This is a genomic window from Streptomyces sp. NPDC020299, from assembly GCF_044387825.1.
Classification (GTDB): domain Bacteria; phylum Actinomycetota; class Actinomycetes; order Streptomycetales; family Streptomycetaceae; genus Streptomyces.
The window spans coordinates 265,802-289,396 of record NZ_JBIRWL010000012.1 but is presented as its reverse complement, the minus strand read 5'-3'; the positions used below and the strand labels follow the sequence as shown (position 1 = coordinate 289,396).

The 23,595-nt window shown below is 71.7% G+C and carries 16 protein-coding genes and 1 other RNA gene; 10 read left to right on the top strand and 7 right to left on the bottom strand.

What is annotated here, in order from left to right; translation table 11 throughout:
* Positions 1-4: 4 nt before the first annotated feature.
* From ACH45E_RS29545 to ACH45E_RS29520, 6 genes are all read right to left on the bottom strand, one after another.
* On the bottom strand, positions 5-2,206 hold the full coding sequence (locus tag ACH45E_RS29545; protein ID WP_361452770.1) for a bifunctional glycosyltransferase family 2 protein/CDP-glycerol:glycerophosphate glycerophosphotransferase: 2,202 nt from the start codon (positions 2,204-2,206) through the stop codon (positions 5-7).
* A gap of 173 nt (positions 2,207-2,379) precedes the next feature.
* Complete coding sequence (locus ACH45E_RS29540; protein WP_361452773.1) at positions 2,380-4,656, bottom strand: bifunctional glycosyltransferase family 2 protein/CDP-glycerol:glycerophosphate glycerophosphotransferase; 2,277 nt, start codon at positions 4,654-4,656, stop codon at positions 2,380-2,382.
* Between the two features lie 170 nt (positions 4,657-4,826).
* Positions 4,827-5,735, bottom strand: a complete 909-nt coding sequence (locus ACH45E_RS29535) for a carbohydrate ABC transporter permease (RefSeq protein WP_361452776.1) — start codon at positions 5,733-5,735, stop codon at positions 4,827-4,829.
* Positions 5,732-7,075 carry a carbohydrate ABC transporter permease gene (locus ACH45E_RS29530; RefSeq protein ID WP_399041782.1) on the bottom strand — a complete coding sequence of 448 codons (1,344 nt, stop codon included), beginning with the start codon at positions 7,073-7,075 and terminating at the stop codon, positions 5,732-5,734. Before ACH45E_RS29530 ends, ACH45E_RS29535 begins: the two co-directional genes overlap by 4 nt.
* Positions 7,076-7,082: 7 nt before the next feature.
* The gene (locus tag ACH45E_RS29525; RefSeq protein ID WP_361452779.1) at positions 7,083-8,465 is read right to left on the bottom strand and encodes an ABC transporter substrate-binding protein; all 1,383 of its coding nucleotides are present in this window, start codon (positions 8,463-8,465) and stop codon (positions 7,083-7,085) included.
* A gap of 180 nt (positions 8,466-8,645) precedes the next feature.
* Entirely contained in the window at positions 8,646-12,047 is a 3,402-nt protein-coding gene (locus tag ACH45E_RS29520; RefSeq protein ID WP_361453029.1) for an FHA domain-containing protein, read from the bottom strand.
* A gap of 344 nt (positions 12,048-12,391) precedes the next feature.
* On the opposite strand from ACH45E_RS29520, the gene ACH45E_RS29515 reads away from it, so the two are divergent.
* From ACH45E_RS29515 to ACH45E_RS29500, 4 genes are all read left to right on the top strand, one after another.
* Positions 12,392-14,092, top strand: coding sequence for a protein kinase (locus ACH45E_RS29515; protein WP_361452782.1), 1,701 nt, complete (start codon positions 12,392-12,394; stop codon positions 14,090-14,092).
* A 111-nt stretch (positions 14,093-14,203) separates the two neighbouring features.
* Positions 14,204-15,442: a serine/threonine-protein kinase gene (locus tag ACH45E_RS29510; protein WP_361452785.1), complete on the top strand. Its 1,239-nt coding sequence runs from the start codon at positions 14,204-14,206 to the stop codon at positions 15,440-15,442.
* Between the two features lie 93 nt (positions 15,443-15,535).
* Positions 15,536-16,642 (top strand): peptide chain release factor 2, encoded by a 1,107-nt coding sequence (gene prfB / locus ACH45E_RS29505; protein ID WP_361452788.1) that lies wholly within the window; start codon positions 15,536-15,538, stop codon positions 16,640-16,642.
* A gap of 297 nt (positions 16,643-16,939) precedes the next feature.
* Entirely contained in the window at positions 16,940-17,572 is a 633-nt protein-coding gene (locus tag ACH45E_RS29500; protein ID WP_361452791.1) for a hypothetical protein, read from the top strand.
* A 96-nt stretch (positions 17,573-17,668) separates the two neighbouring features.
* On the opposite strand, the gene ACH45E_RS29495 is transcribed toward ACH45E_RS29500, so the two are convergent.
* Positions 17,669-17,860 carry a hypothetical protein gene (locus tag ACH45E_RS29495; protein WP_361452794.1) on the bottom strand — a complete coding sequence of 64 codons (192 nt, stop codon included), beginning with the start codon at positions 17,858-17,860 and terminating at the stop codon, positions 17,669-17,671.
* Positions 17,861-18,107: 247 nt separating this feature from the next.
* On the opposite strand from ACH45E_RS29495, the gene ftsE reads away from it, so the two are divergent.
* The 6 genes from ftsE to ACH45E_RS29465 all read left to right on the top strand — a co-directional run bounded on the left by ftsE (position 18,108) and on the right by ACH45E_RS29465 (position 23,541).
* Positions 18,108-18,797, top strand: a complete 690-nt coding sequence (ftsE, locus tag ACH45E_RS29490) for a cell division ATP-binding protein FtsE (RefSeq protein ID WP_132851613.1) — start codon at positions 18,108-18,110, stop codon at positions 18,795-18,797.
* Between the two features lie 45 nt (positions 18,798-18,842).
* Positions 18,843-19,760: a permease-like cell division protein FtsX gene (gene ftsX / locus ACH45E_RS29485; RefSeq protein ID WP_361452797.1), complete on the top strand. Its 918-nt coding sequence runs from the start codon at positions 18,843-18,845 to the stop codon at positions 19,758-19,760.
* 67 nt (positions 19,761-19,827) lie between these two features.
* Positions 19,828-21,015, top strand: coding sequence for a S41 family peptidase (locus ACH45E_RS29480; protein ID WP_361452800.1), 1,188 nt, complete (start codon positions 19,828-19,830; stop codon positions 21,013-21,015).
* A 46-nt stretch (positions 21,016-21,061) separates the two neighbouring features.
* Positions 21,062-21,607, top strand: a complete 546-nt coding sequence (smpB, locus tag ACH45E_RS29475) for an SsrA-binding protein SmpB (protein ID WP_361452803.1) — start codon at positions 21,062-21,064, stop codon at positions 21,605-21,607.
* A 120-nt stretch (positions 21,608-21,727) separates the two neighbouring features.
* Positions 21,728-22,113, top strand: a transfer-messenger RNA (tmRNA) gene (ssrA, locus tag ACH45E_RS29470).
* Positions 22,114-22,191: 78 nt separating this feature from the next.
* A complete protein-coding gene (locus tag ACH45E_RS29465; protein ID WP_361452806.1) occupies positions 22,192-23,541 on the top strand; it encodes a hypothetical protein in 1,350 nt (449 codons plus the stop codon).
* Positions 23,542-23,595 lie beyond the last annotated feature (54 nt).

Below are 23,595 nucleotides of genomic sequence, written 5' to 3'. Positions count from 1 at the left end.
CGGGTCAGCTCCTCACGAGGGTCGCGGCGGCGGGGGCGGGGATGCGCTCCGCGAGCGGGATCACCGGCGGGATCGCCTCCGGCGGCTCACCGAGCAGCACCCGCCGTACGACGCGCTCGGCGGCCCGGCCGTCGTCGAACTCGCAGAACCGCCGCCGGAACGCGGCCCGCAGCTCCCGGGCCTCGGGCCCCGCGTAGGAACCGTCACGGAAGACCCGGGCCAGCTCCTCGGGCGTACGGGCGACCGGGCCGGGCGGCGCGGCCATCAGGTCGAAGTAGACGCCCCGGGTCTCCTGGTAGACCTCCCAGTCGTCGGCGTACACCACGATCGGCCGGTCGAGGTTGGCGTAGTCGAACATGATCGACGAGTAGTCGGTGACCAGCGCGTCGGCGGCCAGGCACACATCCTCCGAGGAGCGGTGCGCGGTGACGTCGATGATCCGGCCGCTGCTCCCGCCGAGCCCCCGGTCGTAGAAGTAGTGGGCGCGCAGCAGCACGACCACGTCCTCACCCGCGGCCTCGCAGAAGGCCTCCAGGTCGAGGCCGGTCTCGAAGCCGGTGTGGTGGTCGCGGTGGGTGGGGGCGTACAGGACGGCGGTCGCGTCCTGGGGGACACCCAGCTCGCGCCGGATCCGGGTGACGTCCTCGCCGGTCGCCGTGCAGAAGACGTCGTTGCGCGGATAGCCGTACTCCAGCGCCTCGTACGAACCGGGGAAGGCACGCTCCCACATCTGCGTGGAGTGGCGGTTGGAGGAGAGGTTGAAGTCCCAGCGGTCCACCCGGCCGAGCAGCTTGGCGAAGCTGCCGGTCTGCGCGGCCACCACCGGGTACGTCGACTGGTCCACGCCCATCTTCTTCAGCGGGGTCCCGTGCTGGGTCTGCACGTGCACGCTGCCCGGCCGCTTGACCACGCCCTCGGCGAAGTTGGCGTTGTTGACCAGGTACTTGGCCCGGGCCAGCACCTCCCAGTAGCGGCGGCTGCCGATCACCGCGTACTCGACGCCCCTGGGCATGGCGTGTTCCTGGCCGGGCTCGACCAGGAACACCGACCGGATGTGCGGGGCGAGTTCCCGGGCCTTGGCGTGGATCGCGGCCGGACTGCAGGCGTAGCCGCGGCCCCAGTAGGCGCAGTACACGGCGAGGTTCGCATCCAGCGGGCGGCGCAGGTCACGCGCGTACCGCAGACGCGTGCGCAGCGCGCGCGGGCGCGGTACGGCCTCGACGGCCCGTGCCGCCCCCTGGTTGGCGCCCCGCAGCGCGCGGAACGCCGTGTACGCCCCCGCCGCCAGCAGCCGGTGCTGCACGCCCAGGCTGCCGCCCGGCACCCGGAAGCCGGCCGGACGGTGCCGCCGGTACAGGCGGCATGCCCGGCGGAAGAAGACCCGGCGCCCGGCGGGCAGCCGCTCGGGCCGGGAGGCCGTCTTCAGCACGACCGCGAAGAGCTGCTCGAACAGCGCCCGCATCCGCTCGGCGGGCAGCTCCCGCTCGGCCGCCCCGGTCAGCACCAGCTCGACCTGGTCGAGGAGTTCGTGCTGGTGCGGCCCCGGCAGGTTGAGCCGGCTGCCCTGCCGCCGCAGCCGGTGCCGCAGCACGACCGCACGCAGCACCGCGATCCGCTCGGCGGCGAGCGTGGTCAGACCGCCCCAGCCGAGGTCCGTGAAGTGGGCCTCGGGAAAGGCCAGCCCCTGCCCGGTGACGAAGGAGCGGCGGTAGGCGGCGCTCCACGGCGGCAGCTGCACGCCGGTGACCCGCGGTGCCCGGTCCGGGGCGAAGGCCCCCTCCGGAGCCCTCGCCAGCAGCGGCTGCGCCGGATTGCTCGGCTCGCCGTCCCACCAGGGGGTCCGCAGGTGCTCGAAGTACAGCACGTCGACGTCCCCCGTCTGAGCCAGCCGCGCGTCGAGCCTGGCCAGCGCCCCGGGTACGAGGACGTCGTCACCGTCGAGGAACAGCAGATACGCGCCGGTCGCCGCCCGCACCCCGGCGTTGCGCGCCCCGCCGCGGCCGGCCGAGGGCGGCGAGTGGACCGGGATCACCCGGGAGTCCCGCTCGGCGTATCCGGCGGCGACGTCGGCGGCCGGGGTGTCGGGCCCGTCGCAGACCGGGATCAGCTCCAGGTCGCCGAAGGACTGGGCGAGGACCGAGTCCAGTGCCTGGGACAGCCGGCCGGCGACCCCATGGGACGGGACGATGATGCTGAAGCGGGGCATTCTGCTCTTTCTGTTCTCTGTCCTGGCGCCAGTCGTTGCCGTTCTGGGACGTCCTGGGCTCAGGCCGTACGGGTGCGACCGGGCCGCCCGGCCGGCCGCCAGGTGGACGGCCGGGACGGAGTGGGCCGCGAGGTGCTGTGGGGCATGGGAACTCCCGGAATGACAAACGGCGTTCAGCGGCTCTCGGTGACGGGGACGGGGCCGGAAGCTTGCGGCACGGTGGCGAGCGGAGCGCGCATGGGCGCCGACACCGCCGACGGCACCGGGTTGCGGTGCTCCAGCGGCACGACCCTCGGCAGCCCCGCCGGCTCGCCCAGCACGACGTGCCTTACGACCCGCTCGGCGGCCCGTCCGTCGTCGTGCGGGCAGAAGCGCTCACGGAACGCGGCGCGCAGCTGGGTGGAGCGGGAGCCGCGCCAGTGGCCGGTGGCGAAGATGTCGATCAGCTCGTCCTCGGTGCGCGCGACCGCGCCCGGCGGGAAGGCGCGCAGGTCGAAATAGGTGCCGCGGGCCGCGTCGTACGCCTCCCAGTCACCGGTGTGCACGACGATCGGCCGGTCGAGGTTGGCGTAGTCGAACATGATCGGCGAATAGTCGGTGAGCAGTGCGTCGGAGGCGACGCAGAGCTGCTCGACGCTGGGGTGGCCGCTGACGTCGATGAGCCGGCCGTCGATGATCCGGCCGCCCTCGCCCAGGGACGCGCCGTGCCGGTCGTGGCCGCGGGCCAGGATCACATGGCGCGGGCCCAGCCGGCGCAGGATCCGCTCCAGGTCGAGGGCGGGGCGTTGGGTGCGGCGGTAGTCGCGGTGGGCGGGGGCGTACAGGATCGCGATCGCGCCCCGCGGGATGCCGAGCGACTCGCGCAGCCGGGTGACGTCGGCGGAGGTGGCCCGCTGGAGGACGTCGTTGCGCGGACTGCCGTACTCCAGCGTGGTGTAGCGGCCGGGGTGGACGCGCTCCCAGGTCAGGGTGGAGTGGCGGTTGGCGGACAGGACGTAGTCCCACGTGTCGACGCCCTCGAGGAGTTCCTCGAAGTCCGTGTCCCGGGCGGCCGCCGGACGCTCCTGGAGGTCGAGGCCCATGTGCCCCAGCGGGGTGCCCTGCTGGGTCTGCACGAAGACCTGGCCGCGGCGCTTGACCAGCCGGCGGTCGAAGCTGACGTTGTTGACCAGGTACCTGGAGCGGGCCAGCGCCGTCCAGTAGGCGGCGGTGCCCGGGCGCAGCCTGCGGGTGCCCGGCGGGACGGTGTGCTGGTGCTCGGGGCGGGCGATCCAGGCGGTGCGCACGTGCGGGGCGTGCGTGCGGAACGCGGCCTCCAGGGCGCCCGGCTCGCAGCCGTACCCGCGGTCCCCGTACGCGGCGAACACCGCGCGGTCGGCGCGCAGCGGAAGGCGCAGCTGGATCCGGTAGTGCAGCCGGAGCGCGGCGCCCCGCACGGCACGGACGCACCTGGCGGCCGCTCTGCGTGTGCGGCGGACCGCCGAAGCGGTGGACCGGAGGGCGCCGTAGGTGTGGTGCAGGCCCAGGCGGACCAGGGTGTGGCGGAGGCGGACGCGCACAGGGGCGGGGGCGCCGGGGGCGCGGTAGCGGCGCAGATGGGCGCGGGCCAGGCGCAGGAACTCGGCGCGGGTGCCGCGCGGCAGCCGGTCGCGGCGCGTGTACACCGTCACGAGGTGGTCGGCCATGCGGCGGAACAGCTCCGGCCGCCACCGGGCGAGCTCCGGCCGCTCCTCGACGTGCGCGAACACCCGGTCGTACTGCTCGAAGACGTCGAAGTGCTTGCGGCTGGTGGTGCGCAGGATGCTGCCCTGGCGGCGCTGCCGGTAGTGCACGCACACCCGGTCGAGCGTGGCGATCGACCCGGCCGTCATCAGCACCGGGAAGGTCCAGGGGGTGTCCTCGTAGTAGCCCGGCGGGAAGCGGAAGCCCTCACGTTCGACGAACTCCCGCCGGCAGGCCTTGTTCCAGGCCACCATCAGCACCTTCAGCAGTCCCGGGCGGTCCTCGAGGCGGAAGGGGGCCGGGCCCTGCTCGGCCAGCAGGAGCGCGACCTTGTTGCGGACCGCCTCGCCCGTCCAGTAGGTGCGCGCGTAGTCGTAGACCAGGACGTCCGGCTCCCCGGTCGCCTTGATCCGGTCGGCGATCGCGCGCAGCGCGTCCGGGGTGAGGGTGTCGTCGCCGTCCAGGAACACCAGGTAGTCGCCCCTGGCCAGCGCCAGGCCCGCGTTGCGGGCGCGGCCCAGCCCCTGGTTCTCGGGCAGGTGCACCGCCCGCACGCGCGCGTCCCGGGCCGCGTACTCGTCGATGATCGTCCCGCAGGCGTCCGGCGAGCGGTCGTCCACGGCGATCAGTTCGAGATCGGGATACGACTGCGAGAGCACCGAGTCCAGGCACTCGGACAGGTACGCCTGGACCTTGTACGCGGGGACAATGACACTGAACCTGGGCAAGGGACATCCATGGGTCGGTCGGCGCGGGCGTTCTGCCCGGGAACGGCCAATGGAGTGACCTGGTTACGGTTTGTACGGCATGTGGGGGACATCCCGGTGAACGAAAAGGGGCGGGCCGGTGTCCCGGCCCGCCCCTCCAACAGGGCTGTCAGGCGCGCCTGCTCGACCGTCTACTTGACCGCGCCCGCCATCACGCCCGTCACGAACTGCCGCTGGAACGCGAAGAACACGGCCAGCGGGATCACCATGGAGATGAACGCTCCGGGTGCCAGGACGTCGATGTTGTTGCCGAACTGGCGTACCTGCGTCTGGAGCGCGACCGTGATCGGCTGGCTGCCGGACTTGGTGAACACCAGCGCGACCAGCATGTCGTTCCACACCCACAGGAACTGGAAGATGCCCAGGCTGGCGATGGCGGGCCCGCCCAGCGGCATCACCACCCGCGCGAACAGGCGCAGTTCACCCGCGCCGTCCAGCCGGGCCGCCTCCAGCAGCTCGCGCGGGATCTCCGCGAAGAAGTTCCGCAGCAGGAACACCGCGAAGGGCAGACCGAAGCCCACGTGGAACAGGACCACCCCGAAGATCGTCCCGAACAGGCCGATCTTGCCGAACAGTTCGGCGATCGGGATCAGCGCGACCTGCACCGGCACGACCAGCAGGCCCACCACGGCCAGGAACCACCAGTCGCGGCCCGGGAACTCCATCCACGCGAAGGCGTAACCCGCGAGGGAGCCGATGACCACGACCAGGACGGTCGCCGGGACGGTGATCAGGACGGTGTTCCACAGCGAACTGGTGATGTCGCTGTTCTCCAGCAGCTTCTGGTAGCTGTCGAAGGTGAGTTGGGACGGCTTGCTGAAGACGTGCCACCAGCCGGTCGCACTCATGTCCTCCGGTGCGCGCAGCGAGGAGACGAGCAGGCCGATGGTCGGCACCAGCCAGAACAGACCGACGACGATCAGGAAGACGCGGACCAGTCCGCCCCCGAGCTTCTCCACGAGCCTGGAGCCCAGCGACTGCCTGGCCTTCACGGTCTCGACGGGTTTCACCTCGCCCAGACTTCCGGCATGCGTGGTCATCGCCTCACCTCCCGCCTGAGCCTTCTGATGTTGAACAGCATCACGGGGATCACCAGCAGCAACAGGAACACCGCGATCGCGCTCGCGATGCCCGGCTGGCTCTCCGCGAAGCCCTTTCGGTACAGCTCCAGGGCGAGCACGTTGGCGTCGTCCTGGGAGGAGCCCGGCGCGATGATGAAGACCAGGTCGAAGACCTTCAGCACGTTGATCATCAGGGTGACGACGACGACCGCGAGGACCGGTGCGAGCAGTGGGACGGTGACCTTGCGGAACACCTGCCATTCGTTGGCCCCGTCCACCCGGGCGGCCTCCAGCAGTTCCCGGGGCACACCCGCGAGCCCGGCCGCGATCAGCACCATCGCGAAGCCCGCCCACATCCAGACGTACGAGCCGATGATGGCCGGGGTGACCAGCGACGGGCCGAGCCAGTCGACGCCGTTGTACGGCTCCTTGAAGTTGCTCGCGGGCAATCGGAGTCGGGCCCCGTCCGCCGCTGCGGGCAGGGTGAACGTGCCGTCGCCGGCGGCCTTCGTGGAGGCCACCACCTTGCCGTCCTTGACCGCCTCGATCCGCATGCCCGGGTAACCCAGCTCGGACGGATCGGGAGCGCCCAGCTTGCCGACGCCCTTGCCCCGGGTGAAGTCCTGCCAGGTCGTGCCGGTGATCTTCCCGGATTCCGGTTTCGCCGCCGCCGCCTTCTTTGCGCTGTCCGGCATCTGGTCGGGGGCCACGCCGACCAGCGGCAGGGTGACGACCTGGCCGGTGTGCACGGGCGACGAGGTGATGAAACCGCCCCCGTCGGTCTTCAGCGGCGACTCGCGGCCCGGGTGCGCCTTCGGGAACGCCGACGACTGGGCGAAGGTGTCGTGGACACCCACCCACACCGCGTTGGCGACGCCCTTGTCCGGGTCCTGGTCGTACACCAGCCGGAAGATGATCCCGGCCGCCAGCATCGAGATCGCCATCGGCATGAAGACGACCAGCTTGAACGCCGTGCCCCAGCGCACCCGTTCGGTCAGCACCGCGAAGATCAGACCCAGCGCGGTGGAGACCGTCGGCGCGAACACCACCCAGATGATGTTGTTCTTCAGGGCGGTGCGGATGCCGTCGTCGGTGAACAGGGCCTTGTAGTTGTCGACTCCGGCGAACCCGTCGCCGTTCGCGTTGTAGAAGCTGCGGATGACCGAGTACCCGATCGGATAGACCACGAGCGCGCCGAGCAGCACCAGCGCGGGCAGCAGGAAGAGCGCTGCCACGGTTCTGCGGGTGCCGGTCACGCTCTTGCGGCTCTTGGGCGCGGCGGGGCCCGGTGGGGCCCCGGCCGCCGCTGCCGACGACATGACCGGATCAGCTCCCGTTCCCGTAGGCCGCCGCCGCGTCCTTCTCCAGCTTCGCCTGCGTACCCGCGACGTCCTTCGGGTTCATCAGGAAGTCCTGGAGGTCCTTCCACTCGCCCTTGCCGGGGGTGCCGCCGAAGGCCTGCGGGGCCTGGTCGGACATGTCGAAGCGGAAGTCGTCGCCGGAGGCGATCAGTGCCTTGGCGATCGTGCGCTGCACCTCGTTCGGGTAGTCCGAGTTCGGGACGCTCTTGTTCGGGGACAGGTAGCCGCCGAGCTTGGCCTGGATCGACGCCGCGTCCGGGGAGGCCAGGAAGGTGGCCAGCGCCTGGGCCGCCTTGGAGTCCTTGAGGATGACGGCCGCGTCACCACCGGAGACCACCGGCGCGGACGAGCCCACCGCCGGGAACGGGAAGACCTTGGCGTCCGTGCCCACCTTCGCCTTGGTGTCACCGATGTTGACCTGCGCGAAGTCGCCCTCGTAGACCATGGCCGCCTTCGGCTGGTCGCCGCCGGTGAAGGTCTGGGTGACGGAGGCCGGGAACTCGGTCTGGAGCGCGCCTTTCGCGCCGCCCGCGACATAGTCCTTCTTGCCCCAGATCTGGGCGAGCGTGGTGAGCGCCTGTTTCACCGAGGGGTCGGTCCACTTGATCTTGTGCTGGGCGAGCTGGTCGTACTTCTCCGGGCCCGCCTGGGAGAGGTAGACGTTCTCGAACCAGTCGGTGAGGGTCCAGCCGTCGGCGCCGCCGACCGAGAACGGGGTCACACCCGAGTCGTACACCGCCTGCGCCGTCTTCAGCAGTTCCTGCCAGGTCTTCGGCTCCTTGGCGCCCGCGTTCTCGAAGGCCTTGGCGTTGTACCAGATCAGCGACTTGTTGGCGGCCTTGTAGTACACGCCGTACTGCTTGCCGCCGACCTTGCCGATGTCCTGCCAGCCCTGCGAGTAGTTCTTCTGGAGCTCCTTGACGGCGTCCGCGCCGAGGGGCTTGGCCCACTTCTTGTCCACGGCCTGCTTGATGGCGCCGGGCTGCGGCAGCAGCGCGATGTCCGGCGGCTGACCGCCGGCGATCTTCGAACCGAGGAAGTTGATGATCGGGTCCTGCGCGGGTACGAACGTGACCTTGGCGCCCGTGCGTTTCTCGAACTCCGTGAGGACCTGCTTGAAGTTCTTCTGTTCGGTGCCGGTCCAGACGGCGGCGACCTCCAGGCTCGCGCCGTTCAGCTTCGGGAGGGAGACGGTGGAGCCGCTCGCGCTCGGCCCGCTGCTGCTGCCGCCGTCGTCCTTCTTGTCGTCGCTGCCGCTACAGGCGGTGAGCGCCAGCGCTCCCGCGAGGAGGGCGGCGCATGTCGTGACGGCCCTGTTTGTCCGGATGGTGTTGCTGTTGCTACGCATCACTGCCCCGTTCTTCGTTCTTCGTTGAACGTATGAGCACTGTCCCGTGGCGTCCGGTCTACGCCGGGTGACTTGAAGGCGGCAAGAGCGCCTGCGGTGTCAACCGGGGGATCGTGACCGGCTCGTGATTAGGCCCGTATGCGCACTACGGAGTGCCGGTCCGGCCGGCACTACGGAGAGCTACAGAAGCGACGGGACTTCCGCGGCCGCCACTTGCCGCGCCGCCCGCTCCACCGCACTCGCCAGCAGGGCCAAATCCGTCGGGCCGTTGCCCAGTTCGCGGACGGGACGGCGGGTCGGCGGGTCGCCCATGCGGTGCCAGTCCAGGGGGACGACCGTGGGGCGCTGGGTGGCGGTGCGGGGGATGCGGCCGGTCACCCGGCCGCCCTGGAAGGGGGATATGCGCCCGTCGGCGTGGGCGAGCCGGCCGCGTCCCGGCGCCGGTTCGTCCGGGCCGGTGGACGGCGCGTCCAGGGTGACGCGGAGGGTGGCCCGGCGGGCCGGTTCCGACTCGGCGGTGCGGCCACCGGGGCCGGTGGCGGCCACCAGGTGGACGCCGAGCCGCTCACCCTCCTTGGCCACCGCCTCCAGCGCGCGTATCACCGAGCCCGCGGCGGGCCGGCCCGGTGAGCCGAGGGCGGGGGAGACCAGCGCGTCGAGGTCGTCCACGACCACCACCAGCCGGGGCAGCGGCGGCGGTGTCGCCTCGGTCTGCCGCCGGGAGGCCGCCCCGGGCCGCAACCGCATGGTCGAGCTCGGCGGTGACTCCAGGTCCCCCGCACCGCCGGTCCCGCCCGCCCCGGGAGCGGGCCGCCCGGAGGGTGTGCGCTGGGCGACGATCCGGCCGGAGACTTCCCGGTGCGTGTGCCACTCGGCGAAGTCGGCGCGCCCGAGCAGCTCGGCCCGCCGCTTCAGCTCGGCGCTCAGGGACTGGGCGAACTCCCGCATGCGGACCGGGTCGTTGACCGTGAGGTGGGTGGTGACGTGCGGTATCTCCGTACAGGTGCGCAGCCCTTCGCCGTGCGCCGATCCGGTGCCGACGCCGTCCCGGCCGTCGATCAGGACGATGCCCAGGCGGTCGGGGCGCTCGGCGGCGGCGAACGAGGCGACGACGGCCCGCAGCAGCTCCGTACGGCCGCTGCCGGGCGGCCCCTCGATCAGCAGGTGCGGTCCCTCGGCCAGGAGGTCGGCGCAGAGCGGCCCGCGCGGCCCGGCACCGAGCACCGCCCAGGCCCGCCCGCCGAGCGACTCCTTGTCGTCGGCCGCGTCCGCCCAGCGCGCCATCAGGGAGGCCGGGGTCGCCCGGGCGAGGCCCAGTTCGTCCAGGAGCCGCGCCGACTGGGGCAGCGGTGCCGCCACGCGTGCGTGCCCCTCGGCGACCGTGCCGTCCGTCCGCAGCGGCGCCAGTGCCCGCGCGAACCGCTCCGCCCAGGCGGCGGAGACCGCGTCGACGGCGGCGACCGTGCCGGGGCCCACCGGTCCGGCGGGGGCGGTGGGGGTGTCGGTCCGGGCGACGCGCGTCAGCCGCAGGGCGGTGGCGACATCGCCGCTGAGCAGCGCCACGGCCCCGCAGGCGCGGAACGTCGGCGCCGCCGAACACGCCGCCTCGTACGTGTCCGTCACCGGCGAGGCGGGCGAGGCCGGTGCCGTCTCGGCCAGGCACACCACATGGATCCCGGCCCGGGGCCCCTCCAGGGCCAGTCTCGCCACCGACTCCCGCAGGGCGGCGCCGCCGGGATCGCCGTCCACGACGACCACGGTGAACGGCCCGGGGAAGCCGCCGGGGCCCGCGCCGGCGTCGTCCCGCGCCCAGGAGGGGCGCCGGGCCGGGCGGGCCGCGGCCTCCGGTGCGGCATGCCCGCCGGTGCCGGTGCCGGTGCCGTGGCCGGTGCCGGTAGTGGTGGCGCCGCCGGGGGCCGGGGGTCTGTCGTCCGACGCCGGGTACGGGCGGGCGGTGGACGCCTGCCGGATCGCCGGGTCGTCCAGGCGGCGCAGCAGCTCCTCCGTGCGGGCCGCCGCCTGTTCGCGGTCGTAGGCCAGCAGGAGGCGGCAGTCCTGGCCATGGCCGGGCCGTACGTGGGGCAGCCAGCCGAGCCAGGACCACTCCGCGGTGCGTTCTTCCAGGGGCCGGGCGCGGTCCGGGCTGAGCAGGACGATCTCCAGCGCGTCGGGGGAGTGCAGCGCGGCCAGCTGGGCCAGTACCGCGCGCGCCAGCCCGGACAGCCGCGGGCGCGGTCCGGCCAGGCCCAGCGCCCCGGCCTCCCGCAGGTCGGCGGTCACCGGGACGGCGGGCAGCAGGCCCGAGCCGTCCGGCATGGCCCGGTCGGCGGTGCCCAGCCGGACCGTGAGGGTCTCCGGGTGGCCCGGCCCGCGCTCCCACAGCCGGGGCCCGGGGCCCAGCGCCGTGAGCAGCAGTGCCGCCGGGTCCGGCCAGATGTCCGGCTGCTGGGGGAGGAGGCCGGCCGGGGCCGGGGCGGTCTCGCCGGGGCCCTGCTCCTCGTACGCCCGGGGGTCCGCCGCCGGTTCGCCGCGTCCGCCGGTCAGCCGTCGCGCCCAGGCGCCGAGCCCGCCGCGTCTGCGGACGCCCTGCGGGATGTCGGTGCCACGGAGCGGGGTGGGCTTGCGGGCGCCGGGGGCCTGGCCCGGTGCGGCGGGATCGTCCGCCGTGCCGGGCGCCGCGAAGGCCCCGCCGACCCCGCCGACCCCGAAGGGGCCCGCGTGGGTGTCCCCGCTGTCCCGGCTCTCGATCCGGGGCGCCCCGCCCTGCCCCGGTACGACCGGCTCCGCGGCCCCCTGTTCCCGGGCGTCCGGCGTCGCGTCGGCGGTGCCCCAGCCCGCCGGGCCGTAGGCGTGCCGCGTGTGCCCCAGGGGCGTGCCGTCGTGTCCCACGCGCGCGGGAGCCGCCGCGTCCCCGGGGGTGACCCGTACGCATCCCTCCCCGTCGGGCATCGTCTCCACCCGGGCCCCGGGCCCCCCGGACGGAGTAAGCCGCAAGGCCGATTCGCCGATCCGCAGCAGTGCCCCGGGGGCGAACCGCAGCTGCCGGTCGCCCACGCGCGCGCCGTCCAGCGCCGTGCCGTTGGTGGAGCCCAGGTCGGCGACCGAGACGCGGCCGTCGGCGGCGACCGTGACCGCGCAGTGCAGGCGGGAGACGTCGGGGTCGTCCAGCGGGACGTCGGCGTCGGCGGAGCGGCCGATGGTGACCTGGCCGCCGTGCAGCAGGTGGACGCCGCCCGCGTCCGGGCCCGCGACCACGTGCAGTTGGGTCGGGGCGTCGTCCAGCTCGGGGTGCGGTTCCGGTTCGGCGGGGGCGCCCACGGACAGCACGGCGCCGTCGACCAGCGGGGGCTCGCCCAGAGTGGCCCGGCCGGCGTCCAGCCGCTCCACGCCCGCGTACAGCACGGCCGGGGCGCCGCCGGCGGTCTCGCGGCCGCCGTCGCCGGCGACCGCCGAGGCCAGCGCCGACGCCACCGCGGACAGGGCCGTGCCCGCGGGCGCGGTGACGAGCACGTCGCGGCTCGCGGCGCGGCCCCGCTGCGGGGACGGGCCCAGCGGGTCTACGACGGTCAGCCGGATCTGCATCGCCGTCAGCGGTCCCTTCTGCGCGGGCGCGGACTTCCCCCACCACACACGAGCACGTCGGCCAGTACTGACAGGCATCCTCGCACCCGCCACTGACAACGCGCCCCTCGCCCGGCGTCAAGTGATCTTGATTGGTCAGCTCTGTCCCTAAAAGTGCCTGACCAGTAGTGCACGGGTGATCAGTTGAGATCGGTCACGTCCGGCCACGGCAACCTGAAGACCGAGGCGAGCGTCTTTCCTTCGAACGTGCACCGGAACGCTTACGTAGTGCCTTGGGGAGCGGCACTACAGTGGGTCGGAATAGGTAAGCGGTAAGGGCAAGCAAGCAACAGGGAGCGCATGACGTGCGGCCGGTAGGCAGCAAGTACCTGCTCGAGGAGCCGCTCGGACGCGGCGCCACGGGCACCGTCTGGCGAGCCCGCCAGCGTGAGACCGCGGGCGCCGAGGCGGCCGTGCCAGGCCAGCCCGGCGAGACCGTCGCGATCAAGGTCCTCAAGGAGGAGCTGGCGAGCGACCCCGACATCGTCATGCGGTTCCTCCGGGAGCGCTCCGTCCTGCTCCGGCTCACCCACCCCAACATCGTCCAGGTGCGTGACCTGGTGGTCGAGGGCGACCTGCTGGCGCTGGTCATGGACCTCGTCGAAGGCCCCGACCTGCACCGGTACCTGCGCGAGAACGGCCCCCTCACGCCGGTCGCCGCCGCCCTGATGACCGCGCAGATCGCCGACGCGCTCGCCGCCAGCCACGACGACGGCGTCGTCCACCGTGATCTGAAACCGGCCAATGTGCTGCTCAGGCAGTACGACGGCCAGCTGCACCCGCTGCTGACCGACTTCGGCATCGCGCGCCTGGCCGACTCCCCGGGCCTCACCCGCACCCACGAGTTCGTCGGCACGCCCGCCTACGTCGCCCCCGAGAGCGCCGAGGGCCGCCCGCAGACCTCCGCCGTCGACATCTACGGCGCCGGCATCCTGCTGTACGAGCTGGTCACCGGCCACCCGCCGTTCTCCGGCGGCAGCGCCCTGGAGGTCCTGCACCAGCACCTGAGCGCCGAACCGCGCCGCCCCTCGACCGTCCCGGACCCGCTGTGGACGGTCATAGAGCGCTGCCTGCGCAAGAACCCGGAGGAACGGCCCAGCGCCGTGAACCTGGCGCGCGGCCTGCGTGTCGTCGCCGAGGGCATCGGCGTGCACGCCAACAGCGCGCAGATCGCCGCCGCCGAGGGCGTCGGGGCACTGCTCGCCCCCGACCCGGCGCCGACCGCCGTACCGGGCGCGCCCGGGGCCGCCGACCCCACGCAGGTGCTGCCCACGGGCTCGGCGCCCGGAGCGTACGACCCCAACGGGGCGACCAGTGTCCTGCCCCACAGCGGCGGCCCGGCCGGCGCGGCCGACCCCACCGCCGTACTGCCGAACACCGGGGCCGCCGACCCGACCGCCGTCATGCCGCCGATGCCGCAGGGCCAGCCCGGCGCCGGACCGCAGGGCCAGTCGCCGGAGCAGCCGCACCCCTGGCAGAACCAGCTGCGCGCCGCCCGCGACCGCAACGAGCAGACCCAGATCCAGTACCTCGACCCGAACGAGGACCCGCTGCGCCGCCGCCCGCAGCGCCAGGTGGCCCGCCCCCAGCAGCAGCCCCAGCCGCAGGCGCGCCCGCAGCAGCCCCAGCCGCGCCAGGCCCGGCAGCGTCAGCAGCAGGGCCCGCCGCCCGGCTACGGCCAGCCGCAGCAGCAGCCCCAGCGGTACGCCGCCCCGCAGCCGCAGCAGTACGCCCCGCCCGCTCCGGCGGAGCCCCGGCGGCCGGCCCGGGAGCCCCGGGAGCCGCGGCAGCGCAGCGCCAACCCGATGAAGATCCCCGGTCTCGGCTGCCTGAAGGGATGCCTGTTCACGATCGTCATCCTGTTCGTCGCAGGCTGGCTGATCTGGGAGCTGAGCCCCTTGCAGCACTGGATCGGCACGGGCCGGGGCTACTTCCAGGAGCTGAAGCACTGGTTCAGCACGGTGACCGGATGGGTCAGGGACCTCGGGAGTTCCGTCGGCAACTGATCGCTGGTTTGGGGATTTGTCGACATCTGACGGGTGATTTCCGTCTCCGCGGTGAAGGTTGGCTCCTCGGACGCGTACTTTTAACGACAACACGCGTCAGTAGGAGCAGCCTTGGCACGGAAGATCGGCAGCCGGTACACCGCCCACCAGATCCTGGGCCGGGGCAGCGCCGGCACGGTGTGGCTGGGCGAGGGACCGGACGGGCCCGTCGCCATCAAGCTGCTGCGCGAGGACCTCGCGTCCGACCAGGAACTCGTCGGACGCTTCGTCCAGGAGCGCACCGCCCTGCTCGGCCTGGAGCACCCGAACGTCGTCTCGGTGCGCGACCTGGTGGTCGACGGCAACGACCTCGCGCTCGTCATGGACCTGGTCCGGGGTACGGACCTGCGCACCCGGCTCGAACGTGAACGGCGCCTCGCGCCCGAGGCGGCGGTGGCGATCGTCGCTGACGTCGCCGACGGGCTGGCCGCGGCGCACGCGGCCGGCGTCGTGCACCGGGACGTCAAGCCGGAGAACGTGCTGCTGGACATGCAGGGCCCGCTCGGCCCCGGCGGCGCGCACCCGGCGCTGCTGACCGACTTCGGCGTGGCCAAGCTGATCGACTCGCCCAAGCGGACCCGGGCCACGAAGATCATCGGCACCCCGGACTACCTGGCCCCGGAGATCGTGGAGGGCCTGCCGCCACGCGCCTCGGTCGACATCTACGCCCTGGCCACGGTGCTGTACGAGCTGCTGGCCGGCTTCACCCCCTTCGGCGGCGGACACCCCGGGGCCGTACTGCGGCGGCACGTGACCGAGACGGTCGTACCGCTGCCCGGGATCCCCGAGGAGCTGTGGCAGCTGCTCGTGCAGTGCCTGGCCAAGGCACCGGCCTCGCGGCTGCGGGCGTCGGAGCTGGCGGCCCGGCTGCGGGAGCAGCTGCCGCTGCTGGCCGGGATGCCCCCGCTGGAGGTGGACGAGCCGGACGCGGAGCACTCCGAGGAGGCGGCGGCCGAGGAACCGGCGTACCCGGCGTCACCCGGGGACGAGCCGGTACGGCGGCGCGGGGCGGTGTCCCTGGTACCGGGAGCCAAGCCGGACTCCAACCGGGACACGCACACCTCGATGCGCGTACCGGGGCCCGACGAGCTGGCCGGCGGCGCCCGGGGCACCGCACGCGCCCCCCGGGCCGCCGGAGCGCCCCGCCCCGGCTCGGCCCGGCACCGGGCGGTCGCCCGGCGGCGCAGGATCACCCTCGGAGTGGCCGGACTCACGCTCGCGGCCGCGCTCGGGGTGGGCGCGTGGCTGGCGACGTCGGGCGACGACTCCGAAACCTCCCCGCAGGACACGCACACCTCTTCGACCCCGTGAGGAAAACGAGCCCGTCCGGCCGTGCGGCCCCGCACCGGCGCCGGGTGCCCTTTCCGGCCGGGGTTGCCTGAAGGAACCGTTACGCTGGATGGCGTGGCAGTCGTCGATGTATCCGAAGAGATCAAGTCCCTCTCCTCCACCATGGAGTCGATCGAGGCCGTTCTGGACCTCGACAAGCTGAGGGCAGACATCGCCGTGCTCGAGGAGCAGGCGGCCGCGCCGTCCCTGTGGGACAACCCGGACGAGGCGCAGAAGATCACCAGCAGGCTCTCCCACCTCCAGGCCGAGGTCAGGAAGGCGGAGGCGCTGCGCGGACGGATCGACGATCTCGCCGTGCTCTTCGAGATGGCCGAGGAGGAGGACGACCCGGACACCCGTGCCGAGGCCGAGTCCGAGCTCGCCGCCGTCCGCAGGGCGCTGGACGAGATGGAGGTCCGCACGCTCCTGTCCGGCGAGTACGACGCCCGAGAGGCGCTCGTGAACATCCGCGCCGAGGCCGGTGGTGTCGACGCCGCGGACTTCGCCGAGCGGCTCCAGCGCATGTACCTGCGGTGGGCCGAGCAGCACGGCTACAAGACCGAGGTGTACGAGACCTCGTACGCGGAGGAGGCGGGCATCAAGTCCACCACCTTCGCCGTGCAGATCCCCTACGCCTACGGCACCCTCTCCGTCGAGCAGGGCACGCACCGGCTGGTGCGCATCTCGCCCTTCGACAACCAGGGCCGCCGCCAGACCTCCTTCGCGGGCGTGGAGGTCCTGCCCGTCGTCGAGCAGTCCGACCACGTCGAGATCGACGAGTCCGAGCTGCGCATCGACGTCTACCGGTCCTCAGGCCCCGGCGGTCAGGGCGTGAACACCACCGACTCCGCCGTCCGCATCACGCACCTTCCCACCGGCATCGTCGTCTCCTGCCAGAACGAGCGGTCGCAGATCCAGAACAAGGCCACCGCGATGAACGTCCTCCAGGCGAAGCTGCTCGAGCGGCGCCGGCAGGAGGAGCAGGCCAAGATGGACGCCCTCAAGGGCGACGGCGGCAACTCCTGGGGCAACCAGATGCGGTCGTACGTGCTGCACCCGTACCAGATGGTCAAGGACCTGCGGACGGAGCACGAGGTCGGCAACCCGGAGGCCGTGTTCAACGGTGAGATCGACGGTTTCCTCGAGGCCGGTATTCGCTGGCGCAAGCAGCAAGAGAAGTAACTTTGTCGACTTGGCAACTGCCGCCCACCGGGCGGCAGTTGCTGTTTTGTCTGGGTTCTACATCACACTTACACACCGCAACTCCCGGCATACGGCCCACCGATGGACATTGCGCCCGCAACGGCCTTGACGTTGCTTTGAAAAATCGGAAGGGTGCAGCGTGGCATGCGTATCTCTGGGGCGCATGTGAACCGGGGGCCTCACGCGGTGACTTGAACTTCGTCAGCTGCCTCCGTCGATCACGGCCGACCCCATGCGCCGCTCAGTTGACCTACAGCTACTGGGGGTAGCAACCATATGACGAAGAAGACGCGGATCCGGATCGCGCGGATAGCCGCCGGCGCCGTGATCGCCGCGGGCGCCTCGCTGACCGCCGCGGGCGCCGCCTCCGCCACGGAGTCGGACTGCGTGCTCGGCGTGCTGTGCGCCGACGAGAACCCGACCCCGGACCCGGGCCCGACGGACCCGACCACGGTCCCCACCACCCCGACCGACCCGACCACGATCCCGACGGACCCCACCACGGTCCCGACGGACCCGACCGACGGGCCGACGGACCCCACCGAGGAGCCGACCGAGCCCACCGAGGACCCGGACCCGACCACGGCCCAGCCCTCCCAGGACCCCACCGCCACCTCCGAGCCCTCGCAGGGCGGTAGCCACGGCAACGGCGGCGGGAACAACAACAACCCCGACGGCGGCGGCTCCGACACCTCCGCCCAGGAGGAGGGCACCTCCGCCCTCACCGACACCGGCTCGAACACCACGGGCTCCGGCGCCAAGGCCCAGGGCAGCGGTTCCGAGCTCGCCGAGACCGGTGCCGGGCAGACCGCGTTCCTGATCATCGGTGCCGCCACCATGATCGCCGGTGGCATCGGCTTCCGCGTCCTGCCGCGCCTCGTCGGCGGCCGGGGCGGTGCGGCTGCCTGACGGTAGCCGATCGGGTACGATGCGTGCCCATCGCTTACAGTGAAGGGCCCGGAGCTTGGCGCTCCGGGCCCTTTCAGGCGTACTGGGCGGGAACTCTCACGCGGTCTGGTGCGCCAGCAGCGCCACCGCGGCGATCAGCACCGCCAGCAGCGCGATCAGCGTCATCGGGTTCAGTCCCGCGAGGAAGTTCTCCTGCTGCAGTCGCTCGCGGTTGGCGCGGCACACGGGGCACCGGCCCTCACTCACGGGCGCCGCACAGTTCGCGCACACCAACCGGTCGTACGTCATGCGCTCGCCCTCCTTGCACCGGCCATCACCCATATAACGTTTCCGGAACCGAGAACGTTCCCCCTCCACTGTGCCAGGTTCCAGCGGTTCCCGCGGGGCCGGAGTCGAGGCCGGGGCTGTGACCCGGGGAGACATCACCGGGCACAAAAACGCACAAGCCCCCCGCAACCTCGACCGGCGACTGCGCTTCCGTACCCGGTTCGCGTATGGTCACGCACATCTACCCCCGGCGACCCGTGGTGCATCCGTGATCCGATTCGACAATGTCTCCAAGGTCTACCCCAAGCAGACCCGCCCCGCACTCAGGGAAGTGTCCCTGGAAGTGGAGAAGGGCGAGTTCGTGTTCCTGGTGGGGTCCTCCGGCTCCGGAAAGTCCACCTTCCTGCGGCTGATCCTCCGCGAGGAGCGGTGCAGCCACGGACAGGTGCACGTGCTGGGCAAGGACCTCGCGCGCCTCTCCAACTGGAAGGTGCCGCAGATGCGCCGCCAGCTGGGGACCGTGTTCCAGGACTTCCGGCTCCTGCCCAACAAGACGGTCGCGGAGAACGTGGCCTTCGCGCAGGAGGTCATCGGCAAGTCCCGCGGCGAGATCCGCAAGTCCGTGCCGCAGGTGCTCGACCTCGTCGGGCTCGGCGGCAAGGAGGACCGGATGCCGGGCGAGCTGTCCGGCGGTGAGCAGCAGCGCGTGGCCATCGCCCGGGCCTTCGTCAACAGACCCAAGCTGCTGATCGCCGACGAGCCCACCGGCAACCTCGACCCGCAGACCTCCGTCGGCATCATGAAGCTGCTCGACCGGATCAACCGCACCGGTACGACCGTCGTCATGGCCACGCACGACCAGAACATCGTGGACCAGATGCGCAAGCGCGTCATCGAGCTGGAGAAGGGCCGCCTCGTCCGCGACCAGGCACGCGGCGTCTACGGCTACCAGCACTGACGATCCCCCCGGATCCTGGATCCACGGAAAGGCTTACCAGACGCCATGCGCGCCCAGTTCGTACTGTCGGAGATCGGTGTGGGTCTCCGCCGCAATCTCACGATGACCTTCGCGGTGATCGTCTCCGTCGCCCTGTCCCTGGCCCTGTTCGGTGGCTCGCTGCTGATGAGCGACCAGGTCAGCACGATGAAGGGCTACTGGTACGACAAGGTCAACGTCTCGATCTTCCTCTGCAACAAGAGCGATGCCGACTCCGACCCCAAGTGCACCAAGGGTGCGGTCACCGAGGACCAGAAGAAGCAGATCCTCACCGACCTGAAGAAGATGACGGTCGTCCAGACGGTGACGTACGAGTCGCAGGACCAGGCGTACAAGCACTACAAGGAGCAGTTCGGCGACTCCCCGCTGGCCAGTTCGCTCACCCCGGACCAGATGCAGGAGTCGTACCGGATCAAGCTCAAGGACCCGCAGAAGTACCAGGTCATCGCGACCGCCTTCGACGGGCGTGACGGCGTGCAGTCCGTGCAGGACCAAAAGGGCATCCTGGACAACCTGTTCGGGCTGCTGAACGGCATGAACTGGGCCGCCCGGATGGTCATGGCGCTGATGCTGGTGGTCGCGCTGATGCTGATCGTCAACACCGTGCGCGTCTCCGCGTTCAGCCGTCGGCGGGAGACCGGGATCATGCGGCTGGTCGGCGCCTCCGGCTTCTACATCCAGGCGCCGTTCATCGCCGAGGCCGCTGTCGCCGGGCTGATCGGCGGCACGGTGGCCTGTGGATTCCTGGTCGTGGCGCGGTACTTCATCATCGACCACGGCCTGGCCCTGTCGCAGAAGCTGAACTTGATCAACTTCATCGGCTGGGACGCCGTGTTGACGAAGCTTCCGCTCATCCTGGCCACCAGCCTGCTGATGCCGTCGCTGGCCGCGTTCTTCGCGCTGCGCAAGTACCTGAAGGTGTGACGCATGCCAAGAGGGTCGTACGTTCAAGCGAGCGTACGGCCCTTCGCGTTGTCCTAGACTCACCCGCATGTCAGGCCGCGACCTGTTCTGCCAGCCCCGCCGTTTCGGCCGCGGGGCCGCCCTGACATTGGTCTTCGCGGGCGTGCTCGCCGCCGGAGCCGCCACCGGCGCCCTCCCGGACGGCGACCACCCAGGTCACTCGGGCGCCTCCGGACGCACCGCCATGCAGGGAGCCGCCCGCCAGGCCACCGGGCACGACGGCGTCGAGAAGGCCGCCGCCGAGGCCCTGGCCGACGGCAAGTCCCCCATGGAGGCCGCCGAGCGCGCGGTCAGCCGCAGCGGGGACCGCTGGGGCGCCGTGTACTCCGAGGGGGAGTACGAGGAGTTCCAGGAGGCCCTCGACGGCGAGTACACCGGCGTCGGCCTGTGGGCGCGCCGCGAGCGCGACGGACGTATCGAGGTGACCAAGGTGCAGTCCGGCTCGCCCGCGGCCGGCGCCGGGGTCCGCCCGGGCGACCGGCTGCGCAGCATCGACGGGCGGCCGGTCGGCGGACTGCCCGTCACCGAGGTCGTCTCGTTACTCCGCGGCGACGCCCAGGACGCGCATGCCGGCAGCACCGTCCGGCTCGGCCTGGAGCGCGGCACGCGCGCGTGGAGCGAGACACTGCGCCGGGCCCGCCTCTCCACCGACTCCGTCACCGTCCGCAAGCTCGCCGGCGGGGTGACCGTCATCAGGGTCGCCGCCTTCACCAAGGGCTCCGGCGACACCGTCCGCACCGCCGTCCGCGAGGCCCCGGCCGACGGCCGGCTCATCCTCGACCTGCGCGGCAACTCCGGCGGCCTGGTCACCGAGGCCACCACCGCCGCCTCCGCCTTCCTCGACGGCGGCCTGGTCGCCACCTACGACGTCGATGGCAAGCAGCACGCCCTGCACGCCGCGTCCGGCGGCGACACCGCGAGACCGCTGGTCACCCTGGTCGACGGCGGCACGATGAGCGCGGCCGAGCTGCTCACCGGCGCCCTGAAGGACCGCGGCCGCTCGGTCGTCATCGGCTCCCGCACCTTCGGCAAGGGCTCGGTCCAGATGCCGAGCAAGCTGCCCGACGGCTCCGTCGCCGAGCTGACCGTCGGCCACTACCGCACCCCCTCCGGCCGCGCCGTCGACGGCCGGGGCATCACCCCCGACCTGGAGGCAGGGCAGAACGCGCTCCAGCGGGCGGAGACCGTCCTCACGGGCCTGGGCGACCCGTCGTAAACGGCTTTCCCGGGGACCCCTCCGTAGTGCGAAAATGGACGGCACTATGAGCAAGGGAATGTACGTACCGAAGGAGTCCCAGCCCAAGCAGGGCGGAGGGGCCGCGAAGGCGGCCAAGGACGGCAAGCGCAAGATCGTCGCGCAGAACAAGAAGGCCCGGCACGACTACGCGATCATCGACACCTACGAGGCCGGGCTCGTCCTCACCGGCACCGAGGTGAAGTCGCTGCGCCAGGGACGCGCCTCGCTGACCGACGGCTTCGTCCAGATCGACGGGAACGAGGCGTGGCTGCACAACGCCCACATCCCCGAGTACAGCCAGGGCACCTGGACCAACCACTCCGTGCGCCGCAAGCGCAAGCTGCTCCTGCACCGCGAGGAGATCGACAAGCTGGAGTCCAAGTCCCAGGAGACGGGTCACACGATCGTGCCCCTCGCCCTGTACTTCAAGGACGGCCGGGCCAAGGCCGAGATCGCCCTCGCCCGAGGCAAGAAGGAGTACGACAAGCGGCAGACCCTGCGCGAGAAGCAGGACCGGCGGGAGTCGGACCGGGCGATCGCGGCGGCGAAGCGCAAGCAGCGGGGTGCCTAGCCCTCCCGGCCGCCGGGAATAAGCTGGCATGGACCCGCGTTGGTCACGTACGATGGCTACCGCACCCCACAGCGGGTGTGGAGCGGTTTTGAGCTGTTTTTAAATTAAACACAGCAACATGGGGATGATCGGTTTCGACAGCGGCTGTCGAAGCAGGGGAAGCGTGTCGAGGAAGCGGCAATGATCTCGTAAACCATATGTCGCAAAAAATAATCGCCAACACCAAGCGCGATTCCTCCTCGTTCGCCCTCGCTGCCTAATTAGCAGCTAGCGAACTCTCATAGGAGTGTCAGCCCGGGGCTGTTCCCGACCCGGATCCTGGCATCAGCTAGGGGACTAAACCTTGATCCCGGTCACGGGGTGAAGAGGGAAATCTAACAGTGACTGGGCCCGTCGGCGACTTGTTCGCGTGATCGCCGGGGCCGAGAAAATCACAGCGAACTGCACACGGAGAAGCCCTGATTCCGCACCGTTGGACGCGGGTTCGATTCCCGCCATCTCCACTCATCCCATGTGGCCGAGGCCCTGTCGCTCGCGAGCGGCGGGGCCTTTGTCGTGCACCGATCTTCGGAGGCGTCCAGACCTTGCGGCAGCAGCTCGGCCCCTACTACGAGAAGTACGACGCCGATTTCGGGCTCAGCGGCCTGACCGAGTCGTTCGCCCTCTCGACGCCGCCCGGGACGGAGGAGGCGGCACTCGCACTCGTCATGGAGAAGCTCGCCGAGTACGAGGGCGACACGCCCGTCGACATGTCGGGCTTCGAGCGGCTCAGCGAGGACGAACGCCACATCCTCGGGTACGACGTGTTCCACGACGACTTCGGGTACGCCGAGGAACTCCGCGCGGACCTGGGCAAGCTCCTGGACTCCCCGCTGTCCGACGAGGTGCTCGGCGCCGTGTGGCTCGCCGCCACGGGGGGCGTGTGGGATCCGGGGGCGCACGGAACCGGCGTGCGGGACTGGCTCGCGCGGATGGACGCGACCTGCGCGGCCCGTCCGCCCCGGAAGATGGTGGGCCGCGAGCCGGCCCCCACGTGGTCGTTCTGGCGCCTGCCGCCCGTCGCCACTGTCCGGGACGCGATCCTGGCGGAGATCCGGGCGTCCGCCGGCGAACTCCCCGGCCTGGCGCCGGCACTCGAGGAGGTCGCCACCCGCGCTGACCTCGATCTCGGGTTCCGGCTCTACCTGCGCGCGCTCAAGACGGCGGCCGTGCCGGTCCCGGAGGAGCGCTGCGAGAGGTTCGGCGACCTCAGTGCCCCGTTCGGGTATCACTTCCAGGTCGTCTACGAGGGGCTCACCGTCGTATGGCGGCCCCTGGAGGTCGCGCGGCGTCACTTCGACGGAGACTTCGGGTTCTCGGAACTCGCCCGGCGATGCGACCCGGGGTGGGAGGTGTGCGTCCCGGCGCCCGAACTCCTCCACCAGTCCGTCACCGCCGACGGCTATCACATCCCCGGCGTCCAGGCGCTCGTACTGTGGGAGGACACCGTCCGGCTGCTCCGTTCCCCGCTGTCCGACGACACCCTCACCACCCTCTGGGCCGCCGCGTCGAACACCGACCCCGACCGCTTCGGAACCGCCGGACGGGACTGGCCGCGCCGGATCGCCGAGGCTTGCCGGGCGCGGCTGACCGAGGTCGCCCCCGCACACATCCCCACCCTGCCCCCGGTCCGAGCCGATCTGGCGGACGCGGTCCTGCACGAACTCCGGGAAGCCGCACCGCTGCTGGAGCCCGAGCATGTGACCGCCCTGGAGCAGGTCGTCGTCCAGGTCGACCCCGACCTCGGCTTCCGGCTGCTGCTGAGGGTCCTGCACGTGGCGTTCAAGTCACTCACCAAGCGGCAGTACGCCCGCTGCCGGACCCTCGGCGAACGCTTCGGCTACGGCGAGGACCACGTGCCCTACGGGATCGAGCACCTCGCCCAGGATGACTGACCGAACGTAGCGGAATGAACGCTGACGGTAACGAAAGCGGCGCATGATCCGCTA

Bases quoted from the DNA above. Each gene is read 5' to 3' on its own strand.
- ACH45E_RS29545 (WP_361452770.1), bottom strand. From the start codon at position 2,206: ATGCCCCGCTTCAGCATCATCGTCCCGTCCCATGGGGTCGCCGGCCGG.
- ACH45E_RS29535 (WP_361452776.1), bottom strand. From the start codon at position 5,735: ATGACCACGCATGCCGGAAGTCTGGGCGAGGTGAAACCCGTCGAGACC.
- ACH45E_RS29530 (WP_399041782.1), bottom strand. From the start codon at position 7,075: ATGTCGTCGGCAGCGGCGGCCGGGGCCCCACCGGGCCCCGCCGCGCCC.
- ACH45E_RS29525 (WP_361452779.1), bottom strand. From the start codon at position 8,465: ATGCGTAGCAACAGCAACACCATCCGGACAAACAGGGCCGTCACGACA.
- ACH45E_RS29520 (WP_361453029.1), bottom strand. From the start codon at position 12,047: ATGCAGATCCGGCTGACCGTCGTAGACCCGCTGGGCCCGTCCCCGCAG.
- ACH45E_RS29500 (WP_361452791.1), top strand. From the start codon at position 16,940: ATGACGAAGAAGACGCGGATCCGGATCGCGCGGATAGCCGCCGGCGCC.
- ACH45E_RS29495 (WP_361452794.1), bottom strand. From the start codon at position 17,860: ATGACGTACGACCGGTTGGTGTGCGCGAACTGTGCGGCGCCCGTGAGT.
- ftsX (WP_361452797.1), top strand. From the start codon at position 18,843: ATGCGCGCCCAGTTCGTACTGTCGGAGATCGGTGTGGGTCTCCGCCGC.
- ACH45E_RS29480 (WP_361452800.1), top strand. From the start codon at position 19,828: ATGTCAGGCCGCGACCTGTTCTGCCAGCCCCGCCGTTTCGGCCGCGGG.
- smpB (WP_361452803.1), top strand. From the start codon at position 21,062: ATGAGCAAGGGAATGTACGTACCGAAGGAGTCCCAGCCCAAGCAGGGC.